General features: G+C 42.6%; 11 protein-coding genes. 1 reads left to right on the top strand and 10 read right to left on the bottom strand.

Features of this window, described 5'->3' with window-relative positions; all coding sequences use genetic code 11:
* Positions 1-511: 511 nt before the first annotated feature.
* The 8 genes from V7201_RS07765 to V7201_RS07730 all read right to left on the bottom strand — a co-directional run bounded on the left by V7201_RS07765 (position 512) and on the right by V7201_RS07730 (position 9,715).
* The gene (locus tag V7201_RS07765; RefSeq protein ID WP_335376219.1) at positions 512-1,153 is read right to left on the bottom strand and encodes an L-fuculose-phosphate aldolase; all 642 of its coding nucleotides are present in this window, start codon (positions 1,151-1,153) and stop codon (positions 512-514) included.
* 43 nt (positions 1,154-1,196) lie between these two features.
* Positions 1,197-2,417, bottom strand: a complete 1,221-nt coding sequence (gene mtnK, locus V7201_RS07760; protein WP_335376218.1) for an S-methyl-5-thioribose kinase — start codon at positions 2,415-2,417, stop codon at positions 1,197-1,199.
* A gap of 111 nt (positions 2,418-2,528) precedes the next feature.
* Positions 2,529-3,764, bottom strand: a complete 1,236-nt coding sequence (locus V7201_RS07755; protein ID WP_335376217.1) for an ATP-binding protein — start codon at positions 3,762-3,764, stop codon at positions 2,529-2,531.
* A 409-nt stretch (positions 3,765-4,173) separates the two neighbouring features.
* Complete coding sequence (locus V7201_RS07750) at positions 4,174-4,374, bottom strand: cold-shock protein (RefSeq protein WP_041967029.1); 201 nt, start codon at positions 4,372-4,374, stop codon at positions 4,174-4,176.
* Positions 4,375-4,940: 566 nt separating this feature from the next.
* Positions 4,941-7,142, bottom strand: a complete 2,202-nt coding sequence (locus V7201_RS07745) for an MMPL family transporter (RefSeq protein ID WP_335376216.1) — start codon at positions 7,140-7,142, stop codon at positions 4,941-4,943.
* 32 nt (positions 7,143-7,174) lie between these two features.
* Positions 7,175-7,561, bottom strand: coding sequence for a hypothetical protein (locus tag V7201_RS07740; protein ID WP_335376215.1), 387 nt, complete (start codon positions 7,559-7,561; stop codon positions 7,175-7,177).
* A 100-nt stretch (positions 7,562-7,661) separates the two neighbouring features.
* Entirely contained in the window at positions 7,662-9,041 is a 1,380-nt protein-coding gene (locus V7201_RS07735; RefSeq protein ID WP_335376214.1) for a sensor histidine kinase, read from the bottom strand.
* On the bottom strand, positions 9,038-9,715 hold the full coding sequence (locus V7201_RS07730) for a response regulator transcription factor (protein ID WP_335376213.1): 678 nt from the start codon (positions 9,713-9,715) through the stop codon (positions 9,038-9,040). Before V7201_RS07730 ends, V7201_RS07735 begins: the two co-directional genes overlap by 4 nt.
* A gap of 241 nt (positions 9,716-9,956) precedes the next feature.
* Here V7201_RS07730 and V7201_RS07725 point away from each other — a divergent pair, with 241 nt between their 5' ends.
* Entirely contained in the window at positions 9,957-11,021 is a 1,065-nt protein-coding gene (locus V7201_RS07725) for a M14 family zinc carboxypeptidase (protein WP_335376212.1), read from the top strand.
* Positions 11,022-11,109: 88 nt separating this feature from the next.
* Here the strand turns inward: V7201_RS07725 and V7201_RS07720 are convergent, their stop codons facing one another.
* Positions 11,110-12,078 (bottom strand): sensor domain-containing diguanylate cyclase, encoded by a 969-nt coding sequence (locus V7201_RS07720; RefSeq protein ID WP_335376211.1) that lies wholly within the window; start codon positions 12,076-12,078, stop codon positions 11,110-11,112.
* A gap of 401 nt (positions 12,079-12,479) precedes the next feature.
* Positions 12,480-14,282, bottom strand: a complete 1,803-nt coding sequence (gene glmS / locus V7201_RS07715; protein ID WP_335376210.1) for a glutamine--fructose-6-phosphate transaminase (isomerizing) — start codon at positions 14,280-14,282, stop codon at positions 12,480-12,482.
* Between the last annotated feature and the right edge of the window lie 749 nt (positions 14,283-15,031).

The following is a 15,031-nucleotide window of genomic DNA, read 5'->3' as shown; positions in this document are numbered from 1 at the left end:
CGAGGAGGCTCACCTGACGTGCCCGCGGAAAGCGAGTGCCTGGAGCGGAAATCAACAAACAACATTAAAAAGCACAGCTGCTATTACTGGCAGCTGTGCTTTTTTGTATGTATTAGCTGAAATTATCAATAAAAAAAATGACTAGAAATACTATGAAGGCATAAAAACTAAGATGCAATAGCACGGTAGTGAGAAAGTCCTTCAGTTTTTCAAACGAAATAGGTTCACTTTTCCTTGTTCTTGCTCTCATACACCTTTTATCCTCCTTAGAAAATCTATCCAGTCTCTCCATAACTTTGAAAATATCATAGCATATTCTAGTAATTTTGTATTTTAATTTTTTTATAACCTGCCCTGAAAATAAGGGAGTTGGTAATGCTATTTTACATACCTCATATCGTTTAAAGTTTTTGCAAGAGGGCTCTGTTAGGTTGGCGCTACTGACCCTGCACAACTTAAAATGGGTCGACATAAAACAAAGAACCCTCTTAATAAGAGGGTCCCTAAGCGATTATCGCTGTCCGTAGCTTTCAAATTTCTTCGCAAGCAGCTGCATTTCTTCATCAGAAAGCAGTTTCGGTTCACCAATCGCTTTTGCCTGGTAAAAGATCTGGGCGCTGAATTCAATTTCTTCTGCGACTGTAAATGCAGTCTCAATGTTATGGGCGCCTGCAATCATTCCGTGATTGGCGAGAAGAACTGCTCTTCTGTCAGCCATTCCTTCAAATGCTTTTTCCGCAAGCTCCTCCGTCCCGAACGTCGCATACGGAGCACATCTGACATTCGGTCCGGCAAATGCAACCAAATACGACACCGGCGGAATGTCCCAGCCAAGTGAAGCAATGGTTTTCGCGTAAGGAGAATGTGTGTGGACCAAAGCATTCAGATCGTCGCGGCGCTGATAAAAGATCAAGTGCATATCCAGCTCGCTCGATGGCTTTTTGCTGCCCTCCACCACTTCGCCCTTCAAATTGATGATGACGACATCTTCCGGCTTCGTATCGAAATAATCGATTCCGCTCGGACTGATGGCAACCAGCTCTTTTTCACGGTTAAAAATGCTGATATTCCCGCCAGTGCCCTTAGTCAGTCCGCTTGTTATGATTTTTTTGCCATATTCTACGACCTTCATCCGTTCTTCTAGAAGTAACATGGCCTAAAGCCTCTCTTTCAAAGTCTAGATTAGGAACGTCTTATTATTGCACATTATGGCTCAAAGCTGAATCCTTTAATACATGTAAAAAATCTTCTCCCGTTTTAAAATTGGCGGCATTCAGTATGAATTGCTTTGCCGCTGTAAGGCAAAGCCTTTCTGCTATTACCCGCTGCTGCTCGTCTGAAATGGTGGTAAGATCCTTGACCTTTGCCAAACCGGCGATACGGCGGACCATTTCCATACCCGTTACAGACGCTGTATCCTTAAGGACAGTATCCAAATACCAGCGGTCGAAACCTCGTTCTTTCGCCATAATCTCGGTCACATTTCCCTTCCAGCTTGCAAGGAATTTTTCCGAAAAAAGATCGACGGTGTCCCTGATTGTCTCTTCTAACCATGAAAGGTACTTCTCATCTGCCTTTGTTACATACGCTCTTGACCACGCAAACATCAGGTTTGCGACCACGTTTCCGACGTCATAGCCCATTGGACCGTAGAAAGCGAACTCCGGATCAATGACCTTAGTCGAATCTTCTTTTACAAAAACAGAACCAGAGTGAAGATCACCATGGACAAGGGCCTGGGCATTCGTCATAAACGCGAATTTCAGCTTCGCCGCTTCAAAGCGCAATGCGTCATCACCATAAATATTCTGCTCAATCCATTCCTTGTTAGCCGGGAACAGGTCATTGCGATTATTATGGTCTGTGAAAGGTTCAGAGTATACTAGGTCCTCGGAAATTTCGCACAATTCAGGGTTGATGTAGTCCTGAACAAGAGCTTTCTTCTCTTTATGTCCCATAACCACATCCGAAGTCAGCAGAAGGGTATTGACCATAAATGTCGTCAGATCATCCGCAAGCTTTGGAAAAATACGCTCTTCCATCAGCGCTGTCCGCAAAATGGTATGGTCAGACAAATCCTCCATGACGCAGCAATTCATCACATTGTCATATAAATAAACTTCGGGAACAAGGCCAGGGGCCAGCTCTCCTTCAAGCTTCAAAACATTTGACTCGATCCTAATTCTGTTCGTCGAAAGCTTGAACTCATCTGAAATCCTCGCCGTGTCACCTGCCTGTTTTACAATCACGGATTTGCCAGACTCTTCATCGATCACACGAAAAACATAGTTTAAATTGCCATCGCCAATTTCAGCGCACTTCAAATTATTTGAGCCGTCAAAAAAGCCGGTTTTGGATTTAACATATTGAATGACCTCATCGGCATTCATCAAAAAGTATGAATTAAAATCTGCCATGGTGTTGACCCCTTTCCCAAAAAAACAATTATAGAAATCTTTTAAAAATTATTATATCTTGATTGAGGCACTAATTCTATTAAAAAAGAAGACGGATCTCTTCCGCCTTCCTCATTCACATGGCAACAGGATGGTGAAGGTTGTTCCCTTACCCTCTTCGCTATCAACGATAATTTTGCCTCTCATCCTATTAACGATATCATAAGAAATCATAAGCCCCAGGCCTGTTCCTTTTTCCTTGGTAGAATAATAAGGATTGCCGAGACGTTCAAGCTGGGCTTTATTCATCCCTAAGCCTTCATCCCGGAATTGAACTTTCACCTGTCCTTTGTCCAATTTTGCGATGATATAAATACTTCCGCCTTCAGGCATAGCTTCGATTCCATTTTTTATGATATTAATAAAAACCTGCCGGATTTCATGGGCATCCGCCCTGATCCAAAGCTCCTTTTCTATTCCTTCAACTAATTCCGTATTTGCCAGATGGGAGTATGACCTCATGAAATCGATAATCTCTTTCAAAAGGCTGCTTAGGTTTATTTTAGCCGTACTGCCGGTGTTCGGTTTCGCCAGCGATAAAAAATTATCGATGATTGTTTGGGTTCGATCGAGCTCCTGCAGCGAAATGGAAATAAAAAGATTCTGATCGTCACTCAAATTTCTTTCTCCCTGCAATACCTGCATAAACCCTCTGATGGTCGTCATTGGATTTCGGATTTCATGGGCAACCGATGCCGCCAGCTGGCTGATGGCCGAAAATTTCTCGGCCTTGTGTAATTCATGCATCATCTTTAACTGGAAGTTTGTCATTTCTATTATGTAAATCGTTGCAGACAAAGCAATAAATGAAACGATTGAAAACACCAGCAAATAGAGGTATTCTTGTTGATTGCCAGAGTTGATCAGAGCTGCCAGCCTCGTCGCAGTGATCAGTGAATAAACAAAGAGTCCCAGCGCAATTTTCTTTTTAACGGATGAGTTCTGGTACATTTTTTCTATCGCGAAAAATAAAATGATAATAATGGCGTAATTAATCGCAGTGACGGCTAATCCCCCAAAATCCACAAAGCCTTTTAAAATCAGCATAACGGCAACAAGCAATATTCCATCTGTCCGGCTTAGATAGAAGAAGGCAATGAATACCGGAATCAATTTCAAATCAAATTCCATCCCAGCCTCGAATCTAACCGGGAAAGCCATCGTCAATAATAAAGCGGCCAAAATCGACATCTTAAAAAATTGTTTATGGTAAATAGCCCGCTTTTGCATTAACAAGAAATTGTACATAAAGCCAAGTGAAAGGATTATAGATAAATGAAGGATTAAATCTTTTAGAAACTCTACCATTAATGATCCCCCGGGAACGGCCAGAATGTAAATAAATAGAAACTAATGATCCACTTCTTATTATCCACTGCCCGGCACATTTCTTCAACGGGAAAATTCAGATTTTTTAGATATTCTAAAATATTTGTCTCTAGTTAAAAGTTTTATACAGGGTCAATAAAACTTATGCTATAATGAAATCAACCATTGCTTTACCGCAGTAAAAACCCCACTCTAACCAAGTGGGGTTTTTTGTTATGTATTTACCACAAAATCCCTTTCACACACTAAAGCACCGGGGGTCTGACCCCCGGCACTGCAACGCATTAAATCACTGGGGGTCTGACCCCCAGTACGGTGGTGTGCTAAAGCGGGGTATAAAAAAACAAGCTCTGATTACTCAGAGCTTGTTTGTATGTGCCAATCGTTATTATAGTTTTGTAACGTTAGCTGCTTGTGGTCCACGAGCGCCTTGTTCTACGTCAAAAGAAACTTCTTGACCTTCTTCAAGTGATTTGAAACCTTCGCCTTGGATAGCTGAGAAATGTACGAATACGTCTTCTCCGCCTTCGCGTTCGATGAATCCAAAACCTTTTTCTGCGTTAAACCATTTTACTTTACCGTTTTCCATTTTTGTTGCCTCCTAGTGTGTAATCCACACAATTTGTTACTATTCTTGCTCTCAGTGATATCCAGGCGAAAAAGCATTACATGTTCTTCCCTTACATACCGGCAAAAATAATTCTTCCTAAGAATAACAGAAATAATATAATTGTGCAAGCTTTAAAAGAAATACCAAAATATAGGAGAAATTAATAAATCGAACAAAACTAGTCAATAATGGTAGAGCAAGAGCTTATATGACCCGCTTATAATTCCGGAAAGAAAGCTAAAAAATATGTTATAATAAAAAGATATGAAAGGGCGTGTCTAATTGAAAAGCTCGAGCAACTTATACAAAGCTGGTCAGTCAGTGAACATTAAAGAGACTGGGGAAACTGTTACGATCATGAAATCCCAATATGTTAAAAACATGAAGAGGTTTTCCTATATCGTAAAGGAACATCCCAGCACTTTTTATTTCGAGGAAGAACTAGAAAAAAGCTAATGACTTCTGCTAAAAGCGCGCCCACATTGATGAGCACGCTTTTTTATTTGGAAAAATGCCCCGAAAATTTTCCCAACTCCCATTCTCGCTTATACGTTCAAATCAGCCTCTTCAGCCATTACCTTCTGTGGCCACAGGCTGTATTTACCCATCTTCACCATGATCGCAGGCACCAAAATGGTCCGTATAAGGAATGTGTCGATCAACACGCCGATGGCGACTGTAAATCCAAACATGAACAATTCCATGATTGGCTGGGTGATCAGGACGGCAAATGTCGCGGCCAGGATTACTCCTGCAGAAGAAATGACTCCCCCTGTATGCGCCAGTCCGAGGCTGATTGCTTCTTTGATGGGGTGCTTTCTCGCTTCCTCTTTTATCCGGGAAATCAGCATGATATTGTAGTCCACCCCTAAAGCCACAAGGAAGATAAAGGTGTACAACGGGATCCGGTAGCTGATTTCCGTATAGCCGAAGAATTTGTTAAATATAAATGTGCCAGCTCCGAGCGCTGTAAAATATGACAGGATGATGGTCGCCATCATGTAAATGGGTGCAATCAGTGATTTCGTCTGCAATCCCAGCAATAGCATAATGACAACAGTGGTTAAAACGACGACCACCATCGTATCCCGGTCATTGACATCACGAATTTCTGCCTGCTTCGCTGTTTCACCGGCAAAATAAAGCTTTGTCCCTTCCAGACCGGCATTGTTGATTAGCTTAGACTTATCATGACGTATCCCGTTTAAAAGATCGAATGTTTTCTGATCATAAGGATTCCCGGAAAATACAATCTCCATCTTAACAGCTTTGCGATCCACCGAAAAAGATGAGTCGAGTCTCATTGCCTCCATTGGATCTTTCGATGAAAAGTCCGGATTGACCATTTCAACCCCTTCAACTGCCAGCAGCTCGTCTCTCAACGACTGCACCTTCTCCAAGTCCAATTTCTGGCTGCTTTCAACGACAACCGTTGTAGGCGCCAACTCCCCTGGCGAGAAATTCTTTTCCAGGATTTCATATCCTTGACGTGACTCGATATCGTCAGGGAATGACTTGATCAAATTGAAGGAGTACTCAATGTTCAATGTGTTCAGGGCGATGATGACAAGCGGGATCACTACAAAAAAACCGCTTTTCAAAGGATTTTTTACAACACCAGAGCCAAGTTTAGCCCAAAAGGTTTGTTTCGCCTCTGCTGTAAAATCGACCTTTGGGATTGCTGGCCAGAACGCTTTTCTTCCAAAGAGAACATATAAGGCCGGCAGCAAAGTAAGTCCGCCTAAAATGATCAGCACCAAAGCAAGCGAGAATACCGGAGCAAAGTTTCGGTATGGTTCATAAATAGCAGCAAACAAGACGAGCATCGCTGCAAGGACCGTACCCCCGCTAAAGAGAATCGGCTCTGTAACCTCCTCCATCGCCCGCTTCATTGCTGTGTACTTATTTTCCTCTTTCTTCAATTCTTCCTTAAAACGCGCCACTATGAACAAAGAATAATCAGTTATTGCAGCAAAAAGCAGGATCGACATAATCGAGGTCGATTGGCTATCAATACCCATGCCCGCTGAGCCAAAAATGCCGATTGTCTTATTTACCACTTCATAGACAATCCCCGCTCCCAATAACGGAACGAGAGCCAATAGCGGTGAACGGTAAATCAGGATTAATAAAACAAAGATCAGCCCCATCGTCCCAAGCAGCAGGACAACATCTGCTCTCGCAAAAATGCTGATCATATCGGCGACAATACCAGCTGGGCCCGTAATAGCCAGCTTCACTTCATCATTGGACTTTAATTCTGCTTTCGCCATCTTGCCTAACTTCTCGATCGTCTCGTTAATCGACTTACGCTCAAGATTTTCCTTCAATGACACCGGTAAAATCAATGTCGTATTGTTTTCTGATAGAAACGACGCTTTTGCCTGAGGAGGCAGCTTATGAAAAGGAACAACCGACTTTACAGGTTCAAGCTTCGCCGTTTCTATTTTTTTGCTGATTTTATCAATAACCGCAAAATCGGTATCGGTGAATTCACCCTTCTTAGTAAAAACAAGCAATGCTGGCGTACCTTTATCCTCTGGAAAATACTCTTTCAATTTTTCATCCGCTTTAAGTGAAACAGAATCCTCCGGCAGGCCCGACTCATTGATGCTAGTCGCATAATCACTCGCTCCCGGTGCCAGCCATCCCATCAGCATGGCAGCTATAAACCAGATTGCAACAATGCCCTTTGCACCCTTTTTACCGCTTGAAAAAACCGTTAATTTCTTAGCCAAATTCAGCATACGTTCCCCCCACTATTAGAGACCTTTCCGCCTCACTTCTTTTCGATAAAAAATGTTGAAACCAGAAATAGAATAAAACTGACTAGCAGAGTCACGCCACCGCCAATATATAAAATCAGCGAAGCCGCTTCCGGCAGATCAAATGGCTTCAAATTTTGCAGCCACATTCCTGCCGTAAGCCCAGTTGCCCCGATGATCGCTGTCCATGTGTGCAATAAAGCCAGTTTTTTCGATGTGATGGTAAAAACCTCATAATAGACTGCCCAGGCAAACAGAGTTAACCAGCCAACCACCAATATGTGAGCATGGATCGGCCGAAACGCATATGAGCCAGAGCCGGCCATGTGGGCTCCCAGCATCGCTCCAATCACTGAAAATATAGCTGAGAATCTGAGCAGCGCTAAATTTCTTTCCTTCAAAAAAATCCACCCCTTAAATGATTTCAAAAAAAAAAACACCTTCTTTTTACTTACGATTCTCATTATAAGAATCGAAAGTGAACGGAAGGTGAACAAGAGATTACAATTTCGGAAGAGTAACAATGAATTCAGTCCCTTGATCGGGCTCACTGTTTACCAAAATTGTTCCTTTATGCAATTTTATGATTCGATCTACAATGGACAGGCCAAGGCCAGTGCCTTCTATTCCTCTGAACCTTGAAGGATCAGCCCGGTAAAACCTTTCGAAAATCCGCTCCATTTCTCCGGTATCCATCCCGATCCCGGTATCTTTGATGGCAACTGTGATGCAATCTGATTCATCACGGAGAGAGAGCTCTATTTCTCCGTTTTCTTTATTGTACTTAATGGCATTTGTTAAAAGGTTTTCCCAAACATTATAAAGCAGCGAAGAGTCTCCATAGAAAACTACACTCGGAATGTTGTAGGTAATCGTAATTCCCTTCTCGTCAAGCAGCCATAAATAGGTTTGAACCAAATCCTTCAGCTGATTTCCTAATTGAAAAACTGCAGGCTTGAAATAAAAATCCTCTTTTTCCAAAGAAGTGAGAAGAAGCAGCTGCTTTGTCAGCAAGCTAAGCCGGCCTGTTTCCTGCTGAATTACGTGGATGTACTGCGCTTTTTCCGCGGGAGGAAGATTCTCCTTCGCCAATAGTTGAGTGTAGCCCTGGATATTCTGTAACGGTGATTGAAAATCATGTGACACATTCGATACAAATTCCGTCCGCATCTGATCAAGCTGGCTCAGCCTTAAACTCATTTCCTCAAAGCTCCTTGCCAGCACCCCTATTTCATCCTGCCTGCTGATATCCAGTTTGATATCAAAATTCCCTTCCTGGATTTCCTTGGTTGCCGAGGTCAGCTGTGCGATTGGCTTGACCAGGAATTTGGATGCAATCAGCACAAGGATGACGCTGACTAAAAACATAATCAGGATCATCCAGCCCATCAGGACATGGACTTCGCTGAACAATAACTTAATGTCAGGGCGGAGAAACATCGCATATCGTTCGTTTTGATAATGGAACGGAACACCCACTGTATTGCGCAATTCATTAGCGAAAAAGCCGGTCACGAAGGTTTCCATCGGGAATTCCCTCATGCCATGATAGGCTTTACCTTTTAGCACCGAATCCACAGCTTCCTGCTCGAGGTTCTGTCGTTTAAAATCCGCTCCAAAATATCGTTCATACCCGCTTTCACTGACTACGAATATTTGATAGCCCATAGCAGCAGCACTTTTTAAATAGGCTTCCAGCTTAACATTTGTCTCGCCATCAATATACCGTGCAAGATTGTACGCCACACTGACATTTTTTTCATCATTCAAAGGCTTTATATACTGATGGTAGTACGTATTGGAAATAAAGAAGCCAAGAATCGTGCTTATGAAAATTATGGCAACCGTCGCAAAAACAAACTTTGAATAGATCGATTTCATTTGCCGTGGACCTCGACTAAATATCCGACTCCCCTGATTGTCTTGATTGAAAAGTCATTTGTCAGTTCAGAGAAACGGTCCCGCAGCCTTTTGATATGTACATTTAACGTCCGTTCATCTCCTGTAAAATCCAGTCCCCATATCTCCTCTATCAATTGGTTTCTCGTAAATACCTGATTCGGCTTTGAAGCCAGATATGAAAGCAGTTCAAATTCTTTAAGAGGCAAAAGGATCGTACGGTCATTTACCTGAACCTCAAAATTCTGCTGGTTGATCGTTACATTACCAATCGTAATAAGAAGATTGCTCCGCTTTTGATAACGGCGAAACAGCGCGTTGATCCTGAAAGTCAGTTCTTTTGGATCGAAAGGCTTCACGATATAATCATCCGTACCTGAAAGGAAACCCAATTCCTTATCCTCGATTTGCCCCTTGGCCGTCAGCATGATGACAGGAATGTCATGCGTTTCCCTGATTTGTCTAGTCAGCTCGTAGCCATTCATGCCAGGCATCATGACATCGACCACTGCTAAATCGATGACGGTATGATCAAGAATCTTTAAAGCCCGAGGCCCTTGCGATGCCTGGAAAACATGATGTCCCGCCTGCTGGAGCTGATTTTTCACCAAAAATAAAATATTCACATCATCATCAACAATTAAAATGGCTGCCATTGTTTGTCTCCTTACAAAGGTCTTAGTTCCTTTCATTATAGCGATTCCTGTCTCAGCATCCTAGTTAATTACTTTTTGCCTATGCAATTGTCCTGCACCCATTTTTTAACATTCTAAACTGCTCCAAATTTACTTATTTCGCAGCTCGAAATTTGTCTGAAAGATAGGCTAGATACTCTATTAAATATATTTATAATTTTCTGTAAAATTATGTGGAATCTACTTTTAAGGAGGTATAAAGATGAACATTAAGAGAAAAGTTTTATCCGTTTCTTTATCAAGTATCATGGCATTTGGTGCCATGACTGCTGTTTCACTGCCTGTTGGAGCCGTTGGCAATGGTCCTGGTGCCGGAAATGGATCTGTACAAACTTCCATTCTGCATACATATGAAAGTTTAGGAGATTACCTAAAAACACAGGATGCCAAACAAGAGTCGATGGAGCTTGAGGTGATCGGACAGACGGTGAAGGGCCGCGATATTTATATGGCGAAGTACATTTCAAATCCGGAGAATCCAACGGTATTATTTTTAACCCAGCAGCATGGGAATGAGCAGCTGACTACAGAAGGTGCAATGGAATTCATTAAGCATTTAGGCACTTCGAAGACCAGCGGGGTTTTGGAGAATGTGAACATCCTCGTCATCCCAATGCTGAACGCGGATGGCGCGATGGGCGATGTTGACTTCTCACTTGAAGATTACCACGCCGATGGAGACCGCCACCTGACCCGCTATAACGCAAACAAAATTGACCTTAACCGTGAACACGATAAAAATACGAGCGAGATGCAGCCTGAAATTAGGTCACTGCACGAAAATGTCTTTGCCAAGTATGAGATCGATTATATGATCGACCTGCATCACCAGGGTACCCTCAGCGAAACAGAAGGTGAGCTTGTTTCAGGATCCATCCTTTATCCTACCAGCCCGAATGTGAAGCCAGAGGTGCTTGAGGGCTCCAAAAAGCTGGGTGCAGTTGTCTATAATGCTCTTGAAGATACCGGCTGGGGCCATATCGGCAAATATGCCGGCGGCAATACAGACAACATCGGACGCAACGGAGCCGCTGCCCGTTACGGCATCTCAACCCTTCTCTTCGAAATGCGCGGCATGTCCGACCATTATATCGAGTCTTATGCATTAGGCCAAAAGAGCAATGGCTATTTGATCAAGCAGACCATCGCCACCCTCGATGCAACGGTAAGAGCCATCGCCGATGATTCAATTGAAAAAGCGGACACAAGCTTCTGGGATAGCCTTCCTACACAGAAGAGCAGACAGGGCGAGGAAGCGGACGAATAATAAAAAGAGCAGTGTGATTTTAAAAGTCACACTGCTTCTTTCTAGTACTAAGTTGATCTAGTTGCGATTTTATATTAGCCGACAATCGTCACACTAGGCCGGCTTGCTTTCTTTTGTTTTTATCCTTGTACATATTTCGATCAGCTTGAGAAAACAAATCTGGCATTAATCCGAGTGATGTTGGCGAAAAGGCGCAGCCTATTGACAGTTTTATCGTTATCGCAACTTCATTTTCATTATGGTCGTCTATTCTTCTTACGAGGTTACTAACGAATTGAGCTAACTCTTCTTCTGTGATGCCTGGTATAAGGAGTACGAATTCATCTCCCCCAAGCCTCGCTACAGTTAACCCATCCTCGGAGAATTGATTTAGCAATCCGGCCGCTTCTTTAAGTAACTCATCTCCATACTTATGACCAAAGCTATCGTTTATATTTTTAAGATCATCCAAATCACATAATATGAATGCAATGGATGTGTCCGTTTTCTCGTTATATTTTGAATAGCATGATTCGAAATACGTCCGATTGTATATACCCGTCAAAGAATCATGATGAAGTTGAAATTCTAATTCCTGCTGCAGTTTTATCTTCTCATCAATATTTCTCAATACACCTTGAAGAGCAACCAACTTCCCATTTTTATAGATGGGCGTAGCATACTCCTCAAACCATCTGTATTCCCCATTTTTATCGAGCCATCGCTGGACGATCCCCTTGTTAAAATCGAGCTCACCGTTGATCTTTTTGATCAGGATTTCATAATCATCAGGATGGACATCATTAAAGGGAACATCAGGATCTTTAAATGCACGCTCAATAGAACCTTTTCCGAAAAAATGCTCCGCAGATGGGCTCAGATACTGATATCCCCTGGTCGGATAAAGTTGATAATAATAAATAAAATCATTTGTATTCTCAACAACATGGATGAAATTATCATGCCGTTCCTTCAACTGTTTCTCGCTTCTTTTCCACCTGTAAAAGAACAAAGCAATAACAATAATGCCAACTGCAATTCCTGTGCCGAAGCCTGATATAAAGTATGGATGTATCATACACTGACCTTCTTCTAGTATTTTCCTTCACATAAATTCTACAGCAGGACAATAGGACAAACAAGCATCTATATGTTTGCTTTTTCAAAAACAAGAGCACCATTTGGCCAGTTGATCACCCAAACTGCACTCTTTCTGAGCAGTAACTCATTTATTTAAGCAGCAGGAAACAGTATATGGGCGGAAAACTATTTTTTGGGCGGTGTTCACAATTTTTTTTGGCGAAGTTAAAATTTTTTTGCGAAATCTTTATTTTATCAGCGAACTGGAAATTTCCCGATATTTTTACCAGTCGCGTTCTGCTATTGCATTTCTCTCAAAGAAAATAATGCTGCTTTTTTACCCGCCATTTTATCTAAAAAACCTCTCCAGAGTAGATCTGAAGAGGTTTAATGACAATATTATTCAACCGTAACCGACTTAGCCAGGTTACGCGGCTTATCTACGTCGCAGTCGCGGTGCAATGCTGCATAGTAAGAAATCAATTGCATTGGTATTACAGAGATAAGAGGTGTTAATAGGCTGTGCACTTCTGGAATTACGAAACGATCTTCGTCTGTTTCCAGTCCACTCATGGAAATGATGCATGGGTTAGCTCCGCGGGCTACGACTTCTTTGACGTTTCCACGGATGCTTAGGTTTACAAAGTCTTGAGTTGCAAGGGCGATGACTGGTGTGCCTTCTTCAATCAAAGCGATTGTTCCGTGCTTCAATTCTCCGCCTGCAAAGCCTTCAGCTTGAATATACGAAATTTCCTTTAACTTCAACGCGCCTTCAAGGCCTACGTAGAAGTCGATTCCGCGTCCGATGAAGAATGCGTTTCTTGTGACTGTCAGGTATTCGCGAGCGATGCTTTCGAATTCTTCTTTGTCATCACAAAGAGCTTCCATAGCAGTCGCAATGATTCCTAACTCCTGAACAAGATCAAAGTCTACTTCATGGCCGAGACCGCGAGCTGTAACTTCAGCTAAAATGGAAAGAACAGCAAGCTGTGCTGTATAAGCCTTAGTTGAAGCAACCGCGATTTCAGGACCTGCATGAAGCAATAATGTGTAATCAGCTTCACGGGACAGTGTAGAACCAGGAACATTCGTAATTGTTAGTGCTTTATAGCCCATTTCCTTCACTTGAACAAGTACCTGACGGCTGTCCGCAGTTTCACCGCTCTGTGAAATGAAGATGAACAATGGCTTTTCAGAAAGAAGCGGCATGTTGTAGCCGAACTCACTTGAGATATGGACTTCAACAGGAATCTTCGCCAATTTTTCAATGAACTGTTTGCCGACAAGACCAGCGTGGTAAGAAGTACCCGCAGCAATGATGTAGATGCGGTCTGCTTCCTTCATCGCAGCAACGATGTCAGAGTCGATTTCAAGAGCGCCTTGGCCATCCTGGTAGTTCTGGATGATTTTGCGCATTACAAGCGGCTGCTCATCGATTTCCTTGAGCATGTAGTGAGGGTATGTTCCCTTTTCGATATCGCTTGCGTCAAGCTCTGCTGTATAAGGAGCACGTTCGATGACTTCTCCTTCAAGATTCTTGATTGTCACTTCGTCCTTCGTGACAAGAACCATTTCCTTGTCCATCAGTTCAACATATTGGCTTGTTACCTGGATCATTGCCATAGCGTCACTCGCTACAACATTGAAGCCTTCTCCAAGACCTACTAAAAGCGGGCTCTTGTTTTTTGCAACAAAAATAGTGTCATCATTTTGCTCGTCGATAAGGGCAAGTGCATATGAACCATGTAAAAGTGTCAGCGTTTTGCGGAATGCGTCTTCCACGCTCAAACCTTCGTTAACGAACAGGTCAATTAACTGTACGATTACTTCAGTGTCTGTTTCACTTTTCAATTCAACATTTTGCAAATACTCGCGCTTTAAAAGATCGTAGTTCTCGATTACACCATTGTGAACAAGAGTCAATCTGCCAGTAGAGCTTTGGTGAGGGTGAGCATTCACCTTGCTTGGCGGTCCATGAGTAGCCCAGCGAGTATGGCCAATACCTGCGTTTGCCATAACATCAAGGTCTACTGCGTTGCGAAGGTCTGCAATGCGTCCTTTTTCTTTGAAAACATGCACGCCATTGCCGTTGATAACTGCAATCCCCGCAGAGTCATAACCTCTATACTCAAGCTTTTCAAGACCTTTTAATAAAATCTCTTTCGAGTCATTATTTCCAATATATCCAACGATTCCACACATAACTTCTTTTCCTCCTGAACGACAGGGGGCAAGAAGCCTTTTTAGGGGCAGCTTGCCCCCTTATCTCTTATTATAATTGGTTGAGGTCATTGCCTCTCTAGTTTTAGCATCCCCTTCTCTTTGTCCATTAAGTTGCCAAAATGTTTTAAAGAAGGAATTCGCGGCTGTGCTTTCAGCCGGGAGGCATCCGCCGAAAATTCGATAAACCTCCACCTCGTCAACTAATCCAAATATCCGATCGAGAATTAGTCCTGGCGCTTTTAAGTTTTCTATTTGAACCGCTGCCCACCTTTCAATTGGAATGGTGCTTTTGTTTTAACAGGCTTTATCCGCATTAACTGTAACTTTCAAACAACATTTCTGTTTGCCTTCGAGACATTCCTGAACCAAGAAAGCAGCAAAGACCGTATAATCCAGAAGCCGATTTAGCTACAAAGTTTACGAAATGAACCTTTTTACAAAAACAGGATTATCATACATGATACTGATGAATCCGTCAATAGAAAACAAAGGAAACTGCCTACCTGTACACTTACCCCTCTCAGGCACGCTAAAACATTCCTTCATAAATAAATATGCAAAAGGGCTATGTTTTGTTCCGGACATCCTTAAATATGTAAAAAGAAAAGCGAAAGCGCCTTGGTCAGCCCCGACAAGCGCTGGCCGACTAAAACCGCCACGTCCTGTGGCAACGTCGGCACTAGTACATCGTGTCCGTCGAAGGTCCGACCAGTGAAGTCGTTCTTTGA

The organism is Bacillus sp. JJ1122 (assembly GCF_036964885.1).
GTDB lineage: Bacteria > Bacillota > Bacilli > Bacillales > Cytobacillaceae > Mesobacillus.
The sequence above is the reverse complement of the archived record's forward strand: the minus strand, read 5'-3'. Positions and strand labels throughout refer to the sequence as shown.

Excerpts from the sequence above, each read along its gene's own strand:
- V7201_RS07765 (WP_335376219.1), bottom strand. The coding sequence starts at position 1,153 with ATGTTACTTCTAGAAGAACGGATGAAGGTCGTAGAATATGGCAAAAAA.
- mtnK (WP_335376218.1), bottom strand. The coding sequence starts at position 2,417 with ATGGCAGATTTTAATTCATACTTTTTGATGAATGCCGATGAGGTCATT.
- V7201_RS07755 (WP_335376217.1), bottom strand. The coding sequence starts at position 3,764 with ATGGTAGAGTTTCTAAAAGATTTAATCCTTCATTTATCTATAATCCTT.
- V7201_RS07750 (WP_041967029.1), bottom strand. The coding sequence starts at position 4,374 with ATGGAAAACGGTAAAGTAAAATGGTTTAACGCAGAAAAAGGTTTTGGA.
- V7201_RS07745 (WP_335376216.1), bottom strand. The coding sequence starts at position 7,142 with ATGCTGAATTTGGCTAAGAAATTAACGGTTTTTTCAAGCGGTAAAAAG.
- V7201_RS07735 (WP_335376214.1), bottom strand. The coding sequence starts at position 9,041 with ATGAAATCGATCTATTCAAAGTTTGTTTTTGCGACGGTTGCCATAATT.
- V7201_RS07730 (WP_335376213.1), bottom strand. The coding sequence starts at position 9,715 with ATGGCAGCCATTTTAATTGTTGATGATGATGTGAATATTTTATTTTTG.
- V7201_RS07725 (WP_335376212.1), top strand. The coding sequence starts at position 9,957 with ATGAACATTAAGAGAAAAGTTTTATCCGTTTCTTTATCAAGTATCATG.
- V7201_RS07720 (WP_335376211.1), bottom strand. The coding sequence starts at position 12,078 with ATGATACATCCATACTTTATATCAGGCTTCGGCACAGGAATTGCAGTT.
- glmS (WP_335376210.1), bottom strand. The coding sequence starts at position 14,282 with ATGTGTGGAATCGTTGGATATATTGGAAATAATGACTCGAAAGAGATT.